Here is a 17,479-nt window from a genome sequence, read left to right as displayed (position 1 = left end):
CAGCAGCCAGGGGGTCCGTGTGGAGAGAAAGTACGGCGTCCTGATCGCCGTCGTCGTGGCGACGGCCAGTCTCGCCATCGTCGGTTCCCTCGTCGGTTACCACCTGGCCGATCCACGGTCGCCCTCGGTCGAGGCCGGGTCGGACCAGAGCCCGCAGAACGCGACGGACCGCAGCGGCACCCCGGCCCGGGACGCCGAGGACACCCCGCCGGACACCGACCGGCAGACGTACCGGCTGGACCGGCAGATCTACCAGGAGTCGTCGTTTCGCCTCACGCTGACCGGTGCCGAGATCTCCGACGGCACGATGCGGCTCACCTTCCGCTACCGCAACGACTCGCTGCTGCCGTGGCCGTTGACCTGCCCGAGCCGTGAAGACGACTTGAGCTCCTCGGCGTTGACGCTCGCCGACGGCCGCACCGTACGCCCCACCGACACCTGGTGTGCCGCGGAACGGGCCGGCGAGAACATCATCGTCGCACCGGGACAGTCGACCGACACGTGGGGCGTCTTCCCGGTCTCCCCCGCCCCCACCGAGCCTTTCTCGCTGAGCTGGTACGACTTCCCGGTCCTCGAAGGCGTCCGACTGGGCTGACCGCCGGCCGGGCTCTCGCCGACCAGCGGAGACGGGTCAGTCGCCGACCAGCGGCAGCGGTGCCGGCAGGTCCCGGGCCGCCTCCAGCGCGGCGAGCGCGACCCCCCGCGCACCGGCCATGTCCCGCTCCGGCACCAGCGCGAACGTGGCCAGTGCGGCCTGCTCCGCGCGGAGCGCGGTGTGCTCGCGTACCGCCGTGAGGAACCAGTCGCGGAACTCCGGAGCCGTCTCCACCACGCCACCACCGATGAAGTACGCGTGCGGATCGGTGAAGTTCGCCGCGATGGTGAACAGCGCGCCGAGCGCCCGCGCCTGCTGCGCGAAGATCTCCCGGGCCAGTTCGTCACCGCGTTCGCCGTACCCGCGTACCAGCTTGGCCGCCCGCGCCGGTGGCTCGTCGGCCAGCGGGTGCCCCGGGAAGCGCGTCAGCCAGTACGGCAACAGGTTGCGCCCGATCGCGGTCAGCGAGGCCACGCTCTCCACGTCACCGGCGAAACCACAGGCGCAGGTCGGCACCGGCTGCTCCGGTCCCAACACAGCGGTCAACGGGATCTGCACGTGCCCCAGCTCACCGGCCATCCCCGCCGCGCCGGACACCACCCGGCCGTTCTCCACCACGCCGCCGCCCAACCCGGTGCCGACGATCGCCGACACCGACGACCGTCGCATCGCGTCGGCACCGAAGTGCACGTGGTGGGCGTAGAGCGCGGCGGCGTTGCCGTCGTTGTGATAGACCACCGGCAGCCCGAGCCGCCGCGCCAACGCGCCGCGCACGTCGTACCCGCGCCAGGCCGGCTGGGAGAAGTTCGTCGACCCCTTCGACGAGATCACCCCGGTGGCGCTGGCCGGTCCCGGCGTGTCCAGCCCGACCGCCCGGACCGACTCGCGGGGCACCCCGGTCCGGTTCAGCACACCGTCGAAGGCCCGCGCCATCGCCGCCACCGCCGCCTCCGGCCCGGCCTGCACCTCGCTGGGCGTCTCCACCAACTCGTCCACCAGGAACCGCCCGTCGAGGGTCAGGACCGTGGTGTTGTTGCTCGTACCCCCGTTGTCGATCCCGACGACCACCGGCACCGCTGCGCCATCCACCCGAAACCCGCCTCCCGCCGTCCGAACCTGACGCGAGGTTAGTTCTCGGTCCGCCGGCCCGCCATGCCCACCGGGCCGTTCCCGCCCCGGTGCCCGGCACAGACCGGTCGGCAGGCGGTCATCGCGGTGGCCCCCAGATCGTCGTCACGGACCACCTCCGGCACCAGCCCCGCCCCGGTCAGCACCGCCCACAGCTCGTCCACCTGGTCCTCGCCCACCTCCACCACCAGGTGCCCACCGGGTGCGAGCCATCGCGAGGCGGAGGTGGCGACCCGGCGCAGCACCGCCAGGCCGTCCGTGCCGCCGTCCAGCGCCACCGGCGCCTCGTACCGACGGGACTCGGGCGGCAGCAACGGCAGCGCGGCCGTCGGCACGTACGGGGCGTTCGCCACCACCAGGTCCAGGGCACCTCGGCAGGCGGCCGGCAACGGCGCGAACAGGTCACCGCAGAGCACCGGCACCGCCAGGTCGGCCAGGTTCCGTCGGGCGCAGGCCACCGCCGCCGGATCCAGGTCGACCGCGGCCACCAGTCGGGGTGCGGCGAGCCGACCGGCCAACACCCGGGTCACCGCGCCGGAACCACAGCACAGCTCCACCACGGCCGCGCCCGGTCCGGTCACCGCCACGGCGGCCGAGACCAGCAGCGCGGTACGCGACCGGGGCACGAATACCCCCGGTCGTACGTCGATCCGCTGGCCGCAGAACTCCGCCCAGCCGAGCACGTACTCCAACGGTTCACCGGCGACCCGCCGGTCGACCAGCCCGGCCAGCGTCTCCGGGCCGTCGGCGCCCTCCACCAGCAGCCGGCTCTCGTCCTCGGCCCAGACACAACCCGCCTCCCGTAGCCGGCGCACCAGGGCATCGCGCTCGGCCGGGGAGACGGGCCCCATCAGGCTGCCGCGTCCAACGCGGCCGTCACGTCGGCGACCAGGTCGACGGTGTCCTCCACCCCGCAGGAGAGCCGGACGAAGCCGGGCGCGGTGTCGTCGCCCCACTGCGCCCGCCGGTCGGCGGTGGTGTGCAGGCCCCCGAACGAGGTCGCCGCCCCGACCAGCCGGGCCGCGTCGAGGAACCGGGCGACCCGGTCGGCGTCGGCCAGGTCGAAGGAGAGCACGCCCGGCATCCGTCGTAGTTGCCGCGACGCCACCGGGTACGCCGGATCGTCCGGCAGCCCCGGCCAGCGCACCCCCGACACGTCAGGCCGGGCCACGAGCAGCCCGGCCAGCGCCTGGGCGTTGGCCGTCTGCCGGGCCAGCCGCAGGTCGAGAGTGGCCAGCGACCGGTGGGCCAGCCAGGCGTCGAACGCCCCCGGCACCGCCCCGGTGACCGTCCGCCAGGCGGTGGCCTGCTCCAGCAGCGGTGCGGAGCGGGTGGCGAGGTAGCCGAGCAGCAGATCGGAGTGCCCGGTCAACGCCTTGGTGCCGGAGGCCACCACCAGGTCCGCGCCGAGGTCCAGCGGACGCTGACCGAGCGGCGTGGCGGTGGTGTTGTCCACCGCCAGCAGGGCGCCGGCCGCGTGCACCCGCTCGGCCAGGGCGGGCAGGTCCACCACGTCGAGCCCCGGGTTGGCCGGCGTCTCCACCAGCACCAGGCGTACCCCGGTGAAGTCCGGGTAGGGCCCGGCGGTCGGCGCGAACACCACCCGGACCCCGTTGCCGGCCAGCGTGTCGGTGGCGAAGGCGCGCACCGGGAAGTAGCCGTCGGCGGGCAGCACCACGGTGTCTCCGGCGCGCAGCACCGCGAGCAGCAGGCCGGTGATCGCCGCCTGGCCGCTGGCGAAGACCCGGCAGCCACCGCCCTCCAGTTCGCCGATCGCCGTCTCCAGCAGCCGGCGGGTCGGGTTGTCGGGCCGCCCGTAGCCGTTCGGCGCCGCCGCCGGTCCCTGCCGGGGATCCAGGTGGTACGGCGCGGCGAAGACCGGCCCGGGCAGGAAGGGCGCGCCGGGCGTCGGCTCGGGCAGTCCCGCGTGTACGCACCGGGTGCCGTCACCGGCCGACCCGAACGTCCCGGCGTACTCCTCGGGGGACAACGAACGCGTCTCGTCCACGCGACTCACTCCGGCTTGGTGGTGCGGCTCATCAGCGCCCGGACCGCGCGCCGCGGGTCGACGCCCTCGTGGCAGACCAGCTCGACCTGTTCGGTGATCGGCATCTCCACGCCGTGCGCACGGGCCAGGTCCCGGATCGCCAGCGCGCTCTTCACACCCTCGGCGGTCTGCCGGGTCGCCACCCGCGCCTCCTCCAGCGTCGCACCCCGACCCAGGTGCTCGCCGAAGGTGCGGTTGCGGGCCGACGGGGACGAGCAGGAGGCGACCAGGTCACCCATGCCAGCCAGGCCGGCGAAGGTGAGCGGGTCGGCACCGAGGGCCACCCCGAGCCGGGCCGTCTCGGCCAGTCCCCGGGTGACCAGCATCGCCCGGGTGTTGTGACCGAACCCCATGGCGGTGGCGATGCCGTACGCCAGCGCGATCACGTTCTTCACCGCCCCGCCCAGCTCACAGCCGACCACGTCGTCGTTGGTGTACGGCCGGAAGTACGGCGTGGTGATCGAGTGCTGCACCTGGGCGGCGCGGTCGGCGTCGGTGCCGGCGACCACGGTGGCGGCCGGCTGCTCGGCCGCGATCTCCGGGGCCAGGTTGGGCCCGGAGACCACCACCACGCGGTCCGCCGCCACCCCGGCGGTCTCCACGATGACCTCGCTCATCCGCTTGGTGGTGCCGAGCTCGATGCCCTTCATCAGCGAGACCAGGGTGGCGTCGGGGTGCAGGTGACCGACCCATTCGGCCAGGTTGCCGCGCAGCGTCTGCGACGGCACCGCCAGCACCACCATCTCGGCGCCCTCGATCGCCTCGGCGGCGTCACCGGTGCCGGTGACCCGCTGCGGCAGCACCATCCCGGGCAGGTACTCCGGATTGCACCGCTCGTCCCGCAGGACGTCGGCGATGGACTGCCGCCGCGCCCAGATCGTGACGTCCCGCCCGGCGTCACCGAGGATCTTGGCGAACGCCGTGCCCCACGACCCGGCCCCCAGCACCGCCACATGCCCGCTCATGCCGGCACTCCGCTCCGCTGCGTGCCGCCACGAGGCAGACGCTCGCTCATGACGTCGCCTCGGGGCGGTCGGTGTTGGCACGGGAGGCGCGCTGCCACAGCGGCGGAGGTGTGCCGCCCCGGATCTCGGCGAGCAGGTCCCGCACCCGCAGCATGATCACGTCGGTCATCTCCTCCAGCACCGCCCGGCTCGGCGCGGCCCCGGCCCAGCGGCTCAGGTCGACCGGTGGCCCGGCCACCACGGTCACCGGGATGCGGGGACGCGGGTTGAGCCGGGCCCGGCGCGGATCGAATATCTGCTCGGGCCCCCACATCGCCACCGGCACGACCGGGGCACCGGTGGTCAGCGCCAACCGGGCCGCGCCGGTCTTGCCCTTCATCGGCCACAGGTCCGGCTCCCGGCTGGTCGTACCCTCCGGGTAGATGATCACCGCCGCGCCCTCGTTCAGCGCCTTGACCAGGGCTTCCAGCGACTTGGCCGCGTCGACCGAGCCACGCTCCACCGGGATCTGGCGGCACCGGTGCAGGATCCAGCCGACCACCGGGACCTTGAAGACGCTCGCCTTGCCGAGGAACTGCGGCCACCGGCCGGCGTCGTAGACGAAGTGCGCCGACACCAGCGGATCGGCGTGCGAGATGTGGTTCGCCACGATGATCACCGGACCGTCCTGCGGCAGGTGCTCCATGCCCCGCCAGGTACGCCGGGTCCAGACGGTCATCACCGGCTTGACCAGCACCACGGCGAACCTCCGCCAGAACCCCAGCCTGCGCCGACCCACCGTGCCTCCTCGTGCCCACCCCGACCCGCCCACCGGAGAGATCCGGTGACGCCCGCAGCCGAAATCATGCCTGTTCGCCCCTGGTACGGCCAGTGAGGGTACCGCCGCCGGGCTGGCAGGATGACGGGTGTGAGTCAGCCCTGGAGCATGGTGGTGCCGGTCAAACGCCTGGTCGCCGCCAAGTCGCGGCTGCGTGGTGGGCTGCCCGGCGTACCCCACGAGGAGTTGGCGCTGGCGCTCGTCGCCGACACCCTCGACGCGGTGCGGGCCTGTCCCGACGTGGTCGAGGTGCTCGTGGTCACCGACGACGCCCGGGTCCGGGCCGAGGCGCTCGCGACCGGGGCGCGGGTGCTGGCGGACGTCGCGGACGCGGGGCTCAACGGCGCGTTCCGGCAGGGCGCGGCGCAGGTGTCCGGCCCGGTGGCCGGGATCACCGCCGACCTTCCGGCGCTGCGCCCGGCCGAACTGGCGGCGGCGCTGCGCGCGGCACGGGACGCTCCACCGGGCGTCCGCTGCTTCGTGGCCGACGCGCCGGGCACCGGCACCGTAATGCTGGCCGCGCCGGCCGGCGTACCCCTCGGGCCGTGTTTCGGGCCCGGCTCGGCCGTGGCCCACGCGGCGAGCGGTGCCCGACCGCTGGCCGGCGACTGGCCCAGCCTGCGGCGGGACGTGGACACCCCGGACGACCTGGCCGCCGCCGCCGCGCTCGGGCTCGGTCCGCGCACCGCGCGGCTGGCCGCCGACTGCCTCACCGGCTGAGCGCCCCCACCGGTGTACGGTGCTGGGCATGCAGGGCACGGTGGCGACCTTCGACGCGGCGACCCGCAGCGGACTGCTGCTGCTCGACGACGGCACGGAGCTGGCCTTCCCGGCCCGCGCCTTCGACGCCTCCGGACTGCGGCTGCTCCGACTCGGCCAGCGGGTCCGCGTCGAGACCGACCCCGCCGGGGACGTGATCCGCGTGACCCTGCCGACGATGTCCTGACGCAACCCAGCGGAAGTTCATTTTGCGTTAACCCGGATCGGGTGATTATGAGCAGGTGAGCACCCCTCGCGAAGGCAACGCCAGTCCCGCCGGCATCGACGATTACACCAGCCGCGACGCAGGTCGCTCCCGGGGATCCGACGGGCGCTTCCGCCGTACCCGGCGCCCGACCGACCCGGCTGGCACCGACCCGGCCGACGCCTCCACCGGGCTGGAGGAGGTTCTCGACCCGGTGTCCGAACCGGGCGAGACGGCCCCGTCCGGCCACGAGCCGCCGGCCCGGCCGCTGCCGGACGACCGGTTCCTCAACCGGGAGCTGTCCTGGCTCGACTTCAACGCCCGGGTCCTGGCGCTGGCCGAGGATCCGCGCACCCCGCTGCTGGAGCGGGCGAAGTTCCTGGCCATCTTCGCCAGCAACCTCGACGAGTTCTACATGGTGCGGGTGGCCGGGCTCAAACGCCGACTCTCCGCCGGCCTGCCGGTCCGCGGCGGCGACGGGATGCCGCTGCGTACCCAGTTGGCGCTCGTCGCCGAGAAGGCCGCCACCCTGGTCACCCGGCACGCCACCTGCTTCGTCGACGACGTGCTGCCCAAGCTGGCCGACGAGGACATCCGGATCCTGCGCTGGTCCGACCTGGGCGACACCGAGCGGGACCGGCTGCGCGCCTACTTCCGGGAGCAGATCTTCCCGGTGCTCACCCCGCTCGCGGTCGACCCGGCCCACCCGTTCCCGTACATCTCCGGCCGGTCGCTGAACCTGGCCGTGTCGGTCCGCGACCCGGACGGCGGGCCCGAGTTGTTCGCCCGGGTGAAGGTGCCCAACAACGTGCCCCGGTTCGTCCGCGTCGACCGGGACCGGCCCGGCGTGCGGATGGTGCCGGTGGAGGACGTCATCTCGGTGCACCTCGGCCAACTCTTCTCCGGCATGCAGGTGGTGGAGTGCCACCTGTTCCGGGTCACCCGCAACGCCGAGGTGGAGGTGGACGAGGACCGCGACGAGGACCTGCTCCAGGCGCTGGAACGGGAACTGGCCCGGCGCCGCTTCGGCCCGCCGGTCCGGCTGGAGGTGGCCGCCTCCATCTCCGACCACATGCTGGAGCTGCTCGTCCGGGAACTCGACATGGACGCCCAGGACGTGCTGCGGGTCCGGGGGCTGCTCGACCTCTCCGCGCTGTGGCAGTTGTACGGCGAGGCCGACCGGCCCGACCTGAAGGACCCGCCGTTCGTGCCGGCCACCCATCCCCGGCTCGCCGAGGGCGAGGTGCCGCGCAGCGTCTTCGCCACCCTGCGCGACGGCGACGTACTGGTGCACCACCCGTACCACTCCTTCGCCACCAGCGTGCAGCGCTTCGTGGAGCAGGCCGCCGCCGATCCGCAGGTGCTGGCCATCAAGCAGACGCTCTACCGCACCAGCGGCGACTCGCCGATCGTGGACGCGCTGGTCGACGCCGCCGAAGCGGGCAAGCAGGTGGTGGTGCTGGTCGAGTTGAAGGCGCGGTTCGACGAGGTGGCCAACATCGGCTGGGCCCGCACCCTGGAGCGGGCCGGCTGTCACGTGGTCTACGGCCTGGTCGGCCTCAAGACGCACTGCAAGACCGCGCTGGTGGTACGCCAGGAGGGCAACCAGATCCGCCGCTACTGCCACATCGGCACCGGCAACTACCACCCCAAGACGGCCCGGCTCTACGAGGACTTCGGCATGCTCACCGCCGACCCGGAGATCGGGGCCGACCTGACCGACCTGTTCAACGTGCTGACCGGCTACAGCCGGCAGACCGCGTACCGGCGGCTGCTGGTGGCGCCGCAGGGCATCCGTAGCGGCCTGATCGAACGCATCGAGCGGGAGATCGCCCACGTCCGGCTGGGCATGCCGGGACTCGTGCAGTTCAAGGTGAACGCGCTGGTCGACGAGGAGATCACCGACGCGTTGTACCGGGCCTCCCAGGCCGGCGTCCACGTCGACCTCATCATCCGGGGCATGTGCACGTTGCGGCCCGGCGTTCCGGGGCTGTCGGAGAACATCCGGGTCCGCTCGGTCCTCGGCCGGTTCCTGGAGCACTCCCGGGTCTTCCGGTTCGGCAACAACGGCGACGCCGAGTTCTGGATCGGCTCCGCCGACCTGATGCACCGCAACCTGGACCGGCGGGTCGAGGCACTGGTGCAGGTCAGCGACCCGGTGGCGCGGGCCGAGCTGGACCAGGTGCTCGGTGCCGCGATGAGCCCCGACATCGACGCGTTCGAGTTGGCCGCCGACGGGAGCTGGACCCGGCGTACCGACACGACCGACACTCCCCCGGCCCACCTCCAGGGGATGCTGCTGCGTCGGGTCGGTGGCACCGCCGGGTGAGCGGCACCGGAATAGGCTGAGCGGATGATCGAGGAGGAACGGCGACGGACCGGATGACCGACGTGATCGAGATCCGGGCGGCCGGCGGCGTGGTGTGGCGGCCCGGACCCCACGACGACGTCCAGGTCTGTCTGGTGCACCGCCCCCGGTACGGCGACTGGACGCTGCCCAAGGGCAAGTTGGAGCCGGGCGAGCATCCGTTGGAGGCGGCCGTACGGGAGGTCGCCGAGGAGGCGGACGTACGGGCCGCGCCCGAGGTGCGCCTGCCCTCGGTGCGGTACCGCAGCGAGGGCAGCCTCAAGGAGGTCGACTACTGGTCGATGCGGGCGATGGGCACCGGTGGCTTCCAGCCCGGCACCGAGGTCGACGCGGTGCGGTGGCTCGACGTGGACGACGCGGTGGCGCTGGCCAGCTACCCGCACGACGCGGAGGTGCTGGCCGCGTTCGCCGCCCTGCCCCGGGTCACCGCCACCATGGTGCTGGTCCGGCACGGCCACGCCGGTAAGCGATTGACCTGGTCCGGCCCGGACACCGCCCGGCCGCTCGACGACCGTGGCTGGTCGCAGGCGCGGGCGGTGGCGCCGCTGATCGCGCTGACCTGGCCGAGCCGACTGCTGTCGGCGTCACCGCGCCGCTGCGTACAGACCCTGGACCCGGCGGCCGAGACGCTGGACCTGCCGATCGAGATCAGCGGCGACCTGGACGAGCCCCTCGCCGGTCAGCAGCCCGACGAACGGGTGCTCGCCGCGGCGGCGCGGATGGCCGCGCTGGCCGCCTCCGGCGCGCGTACGGCGGTGTGCAGCCAGGGCAAGGTGATCCCGGGCGCGCTGGAACGTCTCGCCGGGCAGAACGGCGACTACGCCACCGACAAGGGCACCGGTTGGCTGCTCGCCTTCAGCGGCGACCGCCTCGTCGCCGCCGATCGGCTCTGACCCGCTGCGCCGTCAGCCCGCACCGCCGGGCAGGGTGAGGGTGACCGCGACCGGCAGGTGGTCACTGGCGGTGCCGGGTGTCGCGACGGCGTCCGAGGCGACCAGGTCGGGTGAGACGAAGACGTGGTCGATCTGCGCGCGCGGATCGTCGGCCGGGCTGGTCGGCACCGGACGGGCGGCGGCGAACGCGTCGACCAGACCGGCGTCGGTGAGCGCGGTGAAGGCCGGGTCGCCCGGCTCGGTGTTGAAGTCACCGGCGACCACCAACGGCAGGCCGTCGGCGTACCCGGTGGCGAACTCGGCGACGGCCCGGGCCTGCACCACCGGATCCGCGCCGGGCGGCGGTTGCAGGTGTGTGCTCACCACGGCCAGGCGTACGCCCTCGCTGAAGTCCACCGTGACGCCGAGCGCCTGCGCGCCGGTGGGTGCGCCCACGGCGGGCAGCGCCCGGGTCCGGGCCCGGTCCACCGGCCACCGGCTGAGCACCGCGTCGCCCCAGAGCGTGTCGGCGGCCGGCGCGAAGACGTAGGGCAGGCCCAGCCGGTCGGAGAAGAGATGCAGGGTGTCGTGGCCGCCGTTGAGCAGCCAGCCCCGGTCCACCTCGCTGAGCACCACCACGTCGGCTTCCCGGACCGCCCGCTCCAGGGCGGGCAGGTCGAACCGACCGTCCATGCCGAAGCCCATCCGGATGTTGTAGGCCACCACCCGGATCTGTTCCGGCGGGCCCGGCCGGTTGGTCGCCACCGGCCACGGCTCGTGCACCACGGCGGCGGCGAAGGCGGTCAGCGCGGCGAGCACGGCGATCGGCACCCTGGGCAGCCGGGCGAACGTGGTGGGCTCCCCGGCGGCCGGAGCAGCCGCTGGAGCGCCGAGATCCCCGGTGGCCGGTGCGGTGACCGGACCGGGCCGAAGACGGCCCTCCAGCGCGATCAGGCCGGTCAGCGCGGCCACCAGGGCCGGTAGCCACCCGTTGGGATAACCGAGGTCGTAGGCGGCGTAGTAGAGCACCGAGACGACCGCGAAGACGAGCATGCCGCCCACCGCCGCGTATCCCCGCCGGGTCGCGGACCGCGCCGACGGACCGGCGACGCCGTCGGCCAGCGCCAGGCAGCCGCCGAGACCGGTCGCGCTGAGCAGCACGGCGACGGTGAGCAGCGACGGCGGGCCGTACCCGAACAGCAGCGCTCCGACCAGCAGCAGAACCGGCCACACCAGCCGGGCACGTGGCCGGGACGGAGTCAGGGCGGCGAGCAGAAACACCGCCAACGCCACACCGAGCGGCGCGAACGCGAACAGCGGTGTCGAGGCGGTGCCCGGCGCACCGAACCAGTAGGACGTCGCGGTGCCCACCACCGCCGGCGACAGCGCCACCATGCCGGCCAGTACCGACGCCGGTCCGACGAGCAACCACGCCCGGCCGTCCGGCACCGGCCCGGCCACGGCGGAACGACGGGCGAGCTGGATCTCACCGGCGAGCAGCGCCACCACCATCACACCGCTGGCCGCCCAGGCCGCCCAACTCCCCCGCCAGGCAAGGTCGTACGTGCCGACCAGCACGTGCCCGAGCGCCGCGGCGGCCAGTCCGAGCGCCAGTCCGGGTACGGCACGCGCGCCCCGGGTCGCGGTCGCGGCGAGCCACACCAGACCGGCGAGCAGACCGACACCGGCGAGCCAGAGCTGCACGGCGCCGCCGGGGCCGGCGGTCAGGGCGAGCCGGGCGACGCCCAGCAGTGCCACGGCGACCACGCCGACGACGTGGCTGCCGACCAGCCGGACGAGCGGCGGCGCGGCGAGCGCCAACACGAACCAGCCGAGGGCGAACGCCCCGAGCAGCTCGGCCGGGGTCGACGCGGCCTGCCCGAAGATGGTGATGACCGACGGTAGGAAGACCCGCAGCACGTCGGTCAGGACGACGAGACCGAGGGCCAGGGTGGCGGTACCGAGATGGCGCTGACGCAGCACGATTCCTCTTTCGCCGAGAGGTGGTCCGGCGATTCTGGGCGTCGTGCCCCGCCCCGTCAACGTCCGCCGGATCCGGGCCTGGGGGCGGACCGGACGGACATGGCGAGGGCGCCCGCCGTGCGGCGGACGCCCTCGTCGTACGACCGGCTCAGCGCCGGGTCGCGCTCTTCCTGGCCGGCGCCTTCTTCGCCGGTGCCTTCTTGGCCGTCGCGGTCTTCTTGGCCGCGGTGGCCTTGGACGCCGTGGCGGTCTTCTTCGCCGGGGCGACCTTCTTCGTGGCGGTCGTCTTCTTGGCCGCGGCGGTGGTCTTGGTCGCCTTGGCCGCGGTCGTCTTCTTCGCCGCCGCCGTGGTCTTCGTGGCGGTCGTCTTCTTGGCCGCGGTGGCCTTCGCCGTGGTCGTCTTCTTGGCGGCGGTCGCCTTGGCACCCGTCGCCTTCGCCCCGGTCGCCTTCGCACCGGTCGCCTTCGCACCGGTCGCCTTCGCACCGGTGGTCTTGGCGGTGGCCGCGGCGGTCTTCTTCGCCGCCGCCGTGGCCTTCGGCACCTTGCCGTTGGCCACCATCTCCTTGAACCCGGCGCCCGGACGGAAGGTCGGCACCGAGGTCTTCTTGACCTTCACCGCCTCCCCGGTACGCGGGTTGCGGGCTGTTCGCGCGCCCCGTACGCGCTTCTCGAACGCTCCGAATCCGGTGATCGCCACCTTCTCGCCCTTGGTGACCGCCGCCTGGACCTCAGCGAGGACCGCGTCGAGCGCGGCCGTCGCCGTTTTCCGGTCCCCCAGGCGAACGGCGAGCGCCTCGATGAGCTCGGCCTTGTTCACTACTTCCTCCTGATTGTGCAACTGACTCGACGCGAGCCATTCTGCGCGCACGGTATGCCCTGTGCTGCCCGGACACAAACATTCGGTGGAAAAAAGCCCTTGTGTCGTAACGGATTCGCCCCCACCGGTGGCACCGGTGGGGGCGAAATCGGCGACGGAGCCGGGTGAACGGGCTAGGCGACGCGGGGCAGGAAGGGCGACCGGGTGCCCTCGAAGGCACTGATCTGCGCCTCGTGGCGAAGGGTGAGTCCAATGTCGTCCAAGCCCTCCATCAGCCGCCAGCGGCTGAAGTCGTCGAGGGGGAACGACCACGTGGAACCGCCCGCCTGGACCTGCCGGGCGGTGAGGTCGACGGTGATCGCGGCCTTCGGGTCGGACTCGACCAGGGCCCAGATCTCCTCGACGGCTTTCAATTCCAGCTCGACCGGGAGCAGACCCTCCTTGAGGGCGTTGCCGCGGAAGATGTCACCGAAGCGCGGCGAGATCACCGCCTGGAAGCCGAAGTCGCGCAAGGCCCACACGGCGTGCTCCCGCGACGACCCGGTACCGAACTCCGGACCGGCCACCAGAATCGAGGCACCCGAATATGATTCATCGTTGAGTACGAATCCCGGGTCCTCCCGCCACGCGCTGAACAACCCGTCGGCGAATCCGGTACGGGTCACCCGCTTGAGGTACACGGCCGGGATGATCTGATCCGTGTCCACGTCGGACCGACGCAGCGGCACGGCGGTGCCGGTGTGCACGGTGAACTTGTCCATCTGTCGCAGCCCTTCTCTACAGGTCGGCGGGGGCGGCCAGCCGACCGGCCACGGCGGTGGCGGCGGCGACGGGCGGGCTCACCAGGTGGGTACGCCCACCCCGGCCCTGCCGGCCCTCGAAGTTCCGGTTGGAGGTGGAGGCGGAACGCTGCCCCGGGGAGAGCGTGTCGGGGTTCATGCCCAGGCACATCGAGCAGCCGGCGAAGCGCCACTCGGCACCCGCGTCGGTGAAGACCTTGTCCAGCCCCTCGGACTCGGCGGCCTCACGTACGGCGGCGGAGCCCGGCACCACCAGCATGCGTACGCCGTCGGCGACCTGGTGGCCGCGCAGCACGTCGGCGGCGGCCCGCAGGTCCTCCAGCCGGCCGTTGGTGCAGGAGCCGACGAAGACCACGTCCACCGAGAGGTCCCGCAACGGCATACCGGGCCGCAGGTCCATGTACTCCAGGGCCCGACGGGCGGCGGCCCGCTCGGGCTCGGTGCCGAAGTCGTCCGGGTCCGGCACCGTCGCGCCGAGCGGAGCGCCCTGGCCCGGGTTGGTGCCCCAGGTCACGAACGGCGTGATCTCGGCCGCGTCCAGCGTCACCTCGGAGTCGAACGTCGCGCCCTCGTCGGTGGGCAGCGTCCGCCAGTACGCGACCGCGGCGTCCCAGTCCGCGCCGGCCGGCGCGTTCGGCCGCCCCTTGAGGTACGCGAAGGTGGTCTCGTCCGGCGCGATCATGCCGGCCTTGGCGCCCCACTCGATGGACATGTTGGCGATGGTCATCCGGCCCTCCATGGAGAGCGCCCGGATCGCCTCGCCCCGGTACTCCACGATGTGCCCGCGCCCGCCGCCGGTGCCCACCTTCGTGATGAGCGCGAGGACCAGGTCCTTGGCGGTGACGCCGGGCCCGAGCCGGCCGGTGACGGTGACCGCCATCGTCTTGGGCCGCGCCTGCGGCAACGTCTGGGTGGCCAGGACGTGTTCGACCTCACTGGTGCCGATGCCGAAGGCCAGCGCACCGAACGCGCCGTGGGTGGCGGTGTGCGAGTCGCCGCAGACGATCGTCATGCCGGGCTGGGTGAGCCCGAGCTGCGGCCCGATGACGTGCACGATGCCCTGGTTCTCGTCGCCCAGTGGGTGCAGCTTCACGCCGAACTCGGCGCAGTTGCGGCGCAGCGTCTCGATCTGCGTACGCGAGGTGGGGTCGGCGATGGTGAGCAGGTCACCACGCCGCTGCCGGAACGAGGGATCGGCGTACCCGGTCGGGGTGTTGTGATCCTCGGTCGCGAGCGTGAGGTCGGTACGGCGCACCTGGCGACCGGCGAGCCGCAGCCCGTCGAAGGCCTGCGGGCTGGTCACCTCGTGCAGCAGGTGCAGGTCGATGAAGAGCAGATCGGGCTCACCATCGGCGGACCGGACGACGTGCGCGTCCCAGACCTTCTCGGCCAGGGTCCTCGGCTCAGGAGTGACTCCCACCATCTGGACATCCTAAATTCTGGGAGGTAAATTTCGGCTTGTGGGACACAGTATGAGCGGTGTCGGCGTTCTCGACAAGGCGGTGGTCATCCTGGCCGCCTGTGTCGACGGCGCCAGCCTGGCCGAACTCGTTGAACGCACCAAGCTGCCCCGAGCCACCGCGCACCGGCTGGCACAGGCACTGGAGATCCACCGGATGCTGGTCCGGGACACCCAGGGCCGCTGGCGTCCCGGTCCACGTCTGGGCGAGCTGGCGAACGCCGCTCCGGACGTGCTGCTGACCGCCGCCGAGCCACTGCTGGCCGCCCTGCGCGACGCCACCGGTGAGAGCGCGCAGCTCTATCTGCGCCGGGCCGACGAACGGATCTGCGTGGCCGCCGCGGAACGCGCCAGCGGTCTGCGGGACACCGTCCCGGTGGGCTCGGTGCTGCCGATGACGGCCGGTTCGGCGGCGCAGATCCTGCTCGCCTGGGAGCCGCCCGAGGCGGTGATGCCGTTGCTGCCCCGGTCCAAGTTCACCGGCCGCACCCTCGCCGAGGTACGCCGCCGGGGCTGGGCGCAGAGCGTCGCCGAACGGGAGGCGGGCGTGGCGAGCGTCTCGGCGCCGATCCGCGACCGCACCGGCCGGGTCATCGCCTCGATCAGCATCTCCGGCCCCATCGAACGCCTCGGCCGCCGCCCCGGCGAACGCCACGCGATGGCGGTCGTCCGCGCCGGCCAACGCCTCTCCGGCCTCTAACCCCCACCCCACGACGATCGCGGTTGATCAAGGAGTTCTGGTCACCGACAAGACCCGATCGGGACGCGAACTTCTTGGTCAACTCACCGGGGCGGTGGGGGGGGTGGGATGGGTGAAGCCCGCCTCGCGAAGGGCGAGACGGGCTTCGGGTGTGGTAGCCCCGACCGGATTCGAACCGGCGCTACCGCCTTGAGAGGGCGGCGTCCTGGGCCGCTAGACGACGGGGCCAAGACTTTCCTGGTTCACCGCCCCTGCGGGCGGTGCGGCAGTAGTCTAGCGGCGTCCTCCGCAGTGCCGGAATCTGGGGTGGGACGAAGTCGTCGGGCCAGGCCGGGGCAGGTTTTCACCCGATCGGGTGAAGATCTGTCGCCGTCGACGCCCCGGGGGTCGGCACGGCGGCACCGGAGAGTCGGGCGCACCGGGCGGCGAGGCTGCCGACGAGGCCCGCCCCACCGGCGGCCAGCAGGCCAGTGCCAGCGCCCGTCGGCGACGCATCCCGGGAGCGCGGGCATCGACTGTCGGGACAGAGCGAAACGGCCCGACCCGCTGAGCGGGACGAGCCGTCACCTGAATCTGTAGCCCCGACCGGATTCGAACCGGCGCTACCGCCTTGAGAGGGCGGCGTCCTGGGCCGCTAGACGACGGGGCCAGAACACATTGCGACACCACCTCGCGGTGGTGCCGCCACACTCTAACAGAACCCGAGGCCGAGCCCCCTCGCGGAAGCATCGGCGCTGAACTCCACCAGAATCCAGCGACCTCGATTCTTGCGAATCGCGGCTGCGCTGGGGTACCAGGACTCGAACCTAGACTAACTGAACCAGAATCAGTCGGGCTGCCAATTACCCCATACCCCATCGGCCCCTTGCGGCGCCGGGAACAAACTCTACCCTCCCGGCACCGACAGGCCAAATCGACTTCCCCAAACCGCCCTTGAGCTGCACAAACGGCGATCAGGTCGCGGACACGACAGGGTTCGCCAACTCGCCGATCCCCTCGATCCGGACGGCCACCGTATCCCCCTCGATGAGCGGACTAACCCCCGCCGGGGTGCCGGTCAGGACGATGTCGCCGGGCAGCAGCGTCATCACGTGTGAGACGTACGACACCAGGGCCGGCACGTCGAAGACCATGTCCCGGGTACGGCCGAGCTGACGGACCTCCATCTCCTCCGGGTCGCGTCCCACCTCGCAGCGGATCTCCAGGTCGGTGACGTCGAGATCGGTGGTGATCCACGGGCCGATCGGGCAGAACGAGTCGAACCCCTTGGCCCGGGTCCACTGGCTGTCGGACCGCTGGAGGTCCCGCGCGGTGACGTCGTTTGCGCAGGTGTAGCCGAAGATCGCCCGTTCGGCGGCGGCCCGGTCGGCCCGACGGGCGCCCGGGGCGCCGATCACCACGGCCAGCTCCGCCTCGTGCTCGACCTGCTTGCTGAACTCGGGCAGCCGGATCGCGTCCCGGGGGCCGATGACGGAGGTGGAGGGCTTGAGGAAGAGCAGCGGCTCCTTCGGGACCTCGTTGCCGTGTTCGGCGGCGTGCTCGGCGTAGTTGCGGCCGACACAGACCACCTTGCTGGGCAGGATCGGTGAGAGCAGGCGGACGTCGGACAGCGCCCACCGGACACCGCTGAACGTGATCTGGCCGAACGGGTGTCCGGTGATCTCGGCGACGGTCAGCCCCTGCGGACCCGCCTCCGGTTCCCCCTCGACGACACCGAACGACATTCCCTTGGCATGAGCGAAACGAGCGATACGCACCAGCTCAATCTAGTCCGGTCGCAGACCGGCCCCGCCAGCGCAATCTGGTCCGGTCCCGGAGCGGACCGCCCGAGCCGATCCCGTCCGGTCCACGGACCGGCCCGTCCGGACCGACCCCGCCCGGGCGGTTCGGGCGGGGCAGCTTACCCGCGACGGTCGGTGTCGGGGTGGGAATCGTCGCTTCGTACCCGCACGACGTGCGCG

At 72.7% G+C, this 17,479-nt stretch carries 16 protein-coding genes and 3 tRNA genes; 6 read left to right on the top strand and 13 right to left on the bottom strand.

Annotated elements, in window-relative coordinates:
• The first annotated feature begins 19 nt into the window (after window positions 1-19).
• On the top strand, window positions 20-595 hold the full coding sequence (locus ACQVFL_RS06830) for a hypothetical protein (RefSeq protein ID WP_431728972.1): 576 nt from the start codon (window positions 20-22) through the stop codon (window positions 593-595).
• 36 nt (window positions 596-631) lie between these two features.
• Here ACQVFL_RS06830 and ACQVFL_RS06825 read toward each other — a convergent pair whose 3' ends face one another.
• The 5 genes from ACQVFL_RS06825 to ACQVFL_RS06805 are packed head-to-tail and all read right to left on the bottom strand — an operon-like array spanning window position 632 to window position 5,513.
• Window positions 632-1,684 carry an ROK family protein gene (locus ACQVFL_RS06825; RefSeq protein WP_396691757.1) on the bottom strand — a complete coding sequence of 351 codons (1,053 nt, stop codon included), beginning with the start codon at window positions 1,682-1,684 and terminating at the stop codon, window positions 632-634.
• A 38-nt stretch (window positions 1,685-1,722) separates the two neighbouring features.
• Window positions 1,723-2,574 carry a putative protein N(5)-glutamine methyltransferase gene (locus ACQVFL_RS06820; RefSeq protein WP_396691758.1) on the bottom strand — a complete coding sequence of 284 codons (852 nt, stop codon included), beginning with the start codon at window positions 2,572-2,574 and terminating at the stop codon, window positions 1,723-1,725.
• On the bottom strand, window positions 2,574-3,731 hold the full coding sequence (locus tag ACQVFL_RS06815; RefSeq protein ID WP_431728971.1) for a cystathionine gamma-lyase: 1,158 nt from the start codon (window positions 3,729-3,731) through the stop codon (window positions 2,574-2,576). Before ACQVFL_RS06815 ends, ACQVFL_RS06820 begins: the two co-directional genes overlap by 1 nt.
• A gap of 5 nt (window positions 3,732-3,736) precedes the next feature.
• Window positions 3,737-4,735 carry an NAD(P)H-dependent glycerol-3-phosphate dehydrogenase gene (locus ACQVFL_RS06810; protein ID WP_396691760.1) on the bottom strand — a complete coding sequence of 333 codons (999 nt, stop codon included), beginning with the start codon at window positions 4,733-4,735 and terminating at the stop codon, window positions 3,737-3,739.
• A 46-nt stretch (window positions 4,736-4,781) separates the two neighbouring features.
• Window positions 4,782-5,513: a lysophospholipid acyltransferase family protein gene (locus ACQVFL_RS06805; RefSeq protein ID WP_396691761.1), complete on the bottom strand. Its 732-nt coding sequence runs from the start codon at window positions 5,511-5,513 to the stop codon at window positions 4,782-4,784.
• A gap of 147 nt (window positions 5,514-5,660) precedes the next feature.
• On the opposite strand from ACQVFL_RS06805, the gene cofC reads away from it, so the two are divergent.
• The 4 genes from cofC to ACQVFL_RS06785 are packed head-to-tail and all read left to right on the top strand — an operon-like array spanning window position 5,661 to window position 9,777.
• Window positions 5,661-6,272: a 2-phospho-L-lactate guanylyltransferase gene (gene cofC / locus ACQVFL_RS06800; RefSeq protein ID WP_396691907.1), complete on the top strand. Its 612-nt coding sequence runs from the start codon at window positions 5,661-5,663 to the stop codon at window positions 6,270-6,272.
• Between the two features lie 28 nt (window positions 6,273-6,300).
• Window positions 6,301-6,498 (top strand): cold-shock protein, encoded by a 198-nt coding sequence (locus ACQVFL_RS06795; protein WP_396691762.1) that lies wholly within the window; start codon window positions 6,301-6,303, stop codon window positions 6,496-6,498.
• Window positions 6,499-6,553: 55 nt separating this feature from the next.
• Window positions 6,554-8,845, top strand: a complete 2,292-nt coding sequence (locus ACQVFL_RS06790) for an RNA degradosome polyphosphate kinase (RefSeq protein ID WP_396691763.1) — start codon at window positions 6,554-6,556, stop codon at window positions 8,843-8,845.
• 53 nt (window positions 8,846-8,898) lie between these two features.
• Window positions 8,899-9,777 (top strand): NUDIX hydrolase, encoded by an 879-nt coding sequence (locus ACQVFL_RS06785; RefSeq protein ID WP_431728970.1) that lies wholly within the window; start codon window positions 8,899-8,901, stop codon window positions 9,775-9,777.
• A gap of 12 nt (window positions 9,778-9,789) precedes the next feature.
• Here the strand turns inward: ACQVFL_RS06785 and ACQVFL_RS06780 are convergent, their stop codons facing one another.
• The 4 genes from ACQVFL_RS06780 to leuC form a co-directional block, all read right to left on the bottom strand.
• Window positions 9,790-11,739, bottom strand: a complete 1,950-nt coding sequence (locus ACQVFL_RS06780) for an endonuclease/exonuclease/phosphatase family protein (RefSeq protein WP_431728969.1) — start codon at window positions 11,737-11,739, stop codon at window positions 9,790-9,792.
• Window positions 11,740-11,887: 148 nt separating this feature from the next.
• On the bottom strand, window positions 11,888-12,559 hold the full coding sequence (locus tag ACQVFL_RS06775; RefSeq protein ID WP_431728968.1) for an HU family DNA-binding protein: 672 nt from the start codon (window positions 12,557-12,559) through the stop codon (window positions 11,888-11,890).
• Window positions 12,560-12,732: 173 nt separating this feature from the next.
• Window positions 12,733-13,320 carry a 3-isopropylmalate dehydratase small subunit gene (leuD, locus tag ACQVFL_RS06770; RefSeq protein ID WP_350693599.1) on the bottom strand — a complete coding sequence of 196 codons (588 nt, stop codon included), beginning with the start codon at window positions 13,318-13,320 and terminating at the stop codon, window positions 12,733-12,735.
• Window positions 13,321-13,336: 16 nt separating this feature from the next.
• Entirely contained in the window at window positions 13,337-14,782 is a 1,446-nt protein-coding gene (gene leuC / locus ACQVFL_RS06765) for a 3-isopropylmalate dehydratase large subunit (RefSeq protein ID WP_431728967.1), read from the bottom strand.
• Between the two features lie 49 nt (window positions 14,783-14,831).
• Between leuC and ACQVFL_RS06760 the strand changes: the two genes are divergently transcribed.
• On the top strand, window positions 14,832-15,518 hold the full coding sequence (locus tag ACQVFL_RS06760; protein WP_091671614.1) for an IclR family transcriptional regulator: 687 nt from the start codon (window positions 14,832-14,834) through the stop codon (window positions 15,516-15,518).
• Between the two features lie 152 nt (window positions 15,519-15,670).
• On the opposite strand, the gene ACQVFL_RS06755 is transcribed toward ACQVFL_RS06760, so the two are convergent.
• The 4 genes from ACQVFL_RS06755 to ACQVFL_RS06740 all read right to left on the bottom strand — a co-directional run bounded on the left by ACQVFL_RS06755 (window position 15,671) and on the right by ACQVFL_RS06740 (window position 17,275).
• Window positions 15,671-15,746: transfer RNA gene (locus ACQVFL_RS06755), tRNA-Glu, on the bottom strand.
• 348 nt (window positions 15,747-16,094) lie between these two features.
• Window positions 16,095-16,167: transfer RNA gene (locus tag ACQVFL_RS06750), tRNA-Glu, on the bottom strand.
• Window positions 16,168-16,303: 136 nt separating this feature from the next.
• Window positions 16,304-16,375 (bottom strand) — tRNA-Gln (locus tag ACQVFL_RS06745).
• 96 nt (window positions 16,376-16,471) lie between these two features.
• On the bottom strand, window positions 16,472-17,275 hold the full coding sequence (locus ACQVFL_RS06740; RefSeq protein WP_396691768.1) for a fumarylacetoacetate hydrolase family protein: 804 nt from the start codon (window positions 17,273-17,275) through the stop codon (window positions 16,472-16,474).
• Window positions 17,276-17,479 lie beyond the last annotated feature (204 nt).

Origin of the sequence: Verrucosispora sp. TAA-831, from assembly GCF_050780145.1 — a bacterium.
Classification (GTDB): domain Bacteria; phylum Actinomycetota; class Actinomycetes; order Mycobacteriales; family Micromonosporaceae; genus Micromonospora.
The sequence above is the reverse complement of the archived record's forward strand: the minus strand, read 5'-3'. Positions and strand labels throughout refer to the sequence as shown.

Coding starts and splice junctions, on each gene's coding strand:
- ACQVFL_RS06820 (WP_396691758.1), bottom strand. CDS start 2,574: ATGGGGCCCGTCTCCCCGGCCGAGCGCGATGCCCTGGTGCGCCGGCTA.
- ACQVFL_RS06810 (WP_396691760.1), bottom strand. CDS start 4,735: ATGAGCGGGCATGTGGCGGTGCTGGGGGCCGGGTCGTGGGGCACGGCG.
- cofC (WP_396691907.1), top strand. CDS start 5,661: ATGGTGGTGCCGGTCAAACGCCTGGTCGCCGCCAAGTCGCGGCTGCGT.
- ACQVFL_RS06795 (WP_396691762.1), top strand. CDS start 6,301: ATGCAGGGCACGGTGGCGACCTTCGACGCGGCGACCCGCAGCGGACTG.
- ACQVFL_RS06785 (WP_431728970.1), top strand. CDS start 8,899: ATGACCGACGTGATCGAGATCCGGGCGGCCGGCGGCGTGGTGTGGCGG.
- leuD (WP_350693599.1), bottom strand. CDS start 13,320: ATGGACAAGTTCACCGTGCACACCGGCACCGCCGTGCCGCTGCGTCGG.
- leuC (WP_431728967.1), bottom strand. CDS start 14,782: ATGGTGGGAGTCACTCCTGAGCCGAGGACCCTGGCCGAGAAGGTCTGG.
- ACQVFL_RS06760 (WP_091671614.1), top strand. CDS start 14,832: ATGAGCGGTGTCGGCGTTCTCGACAAGGCGGTGGTCATCCTGGCCGCC.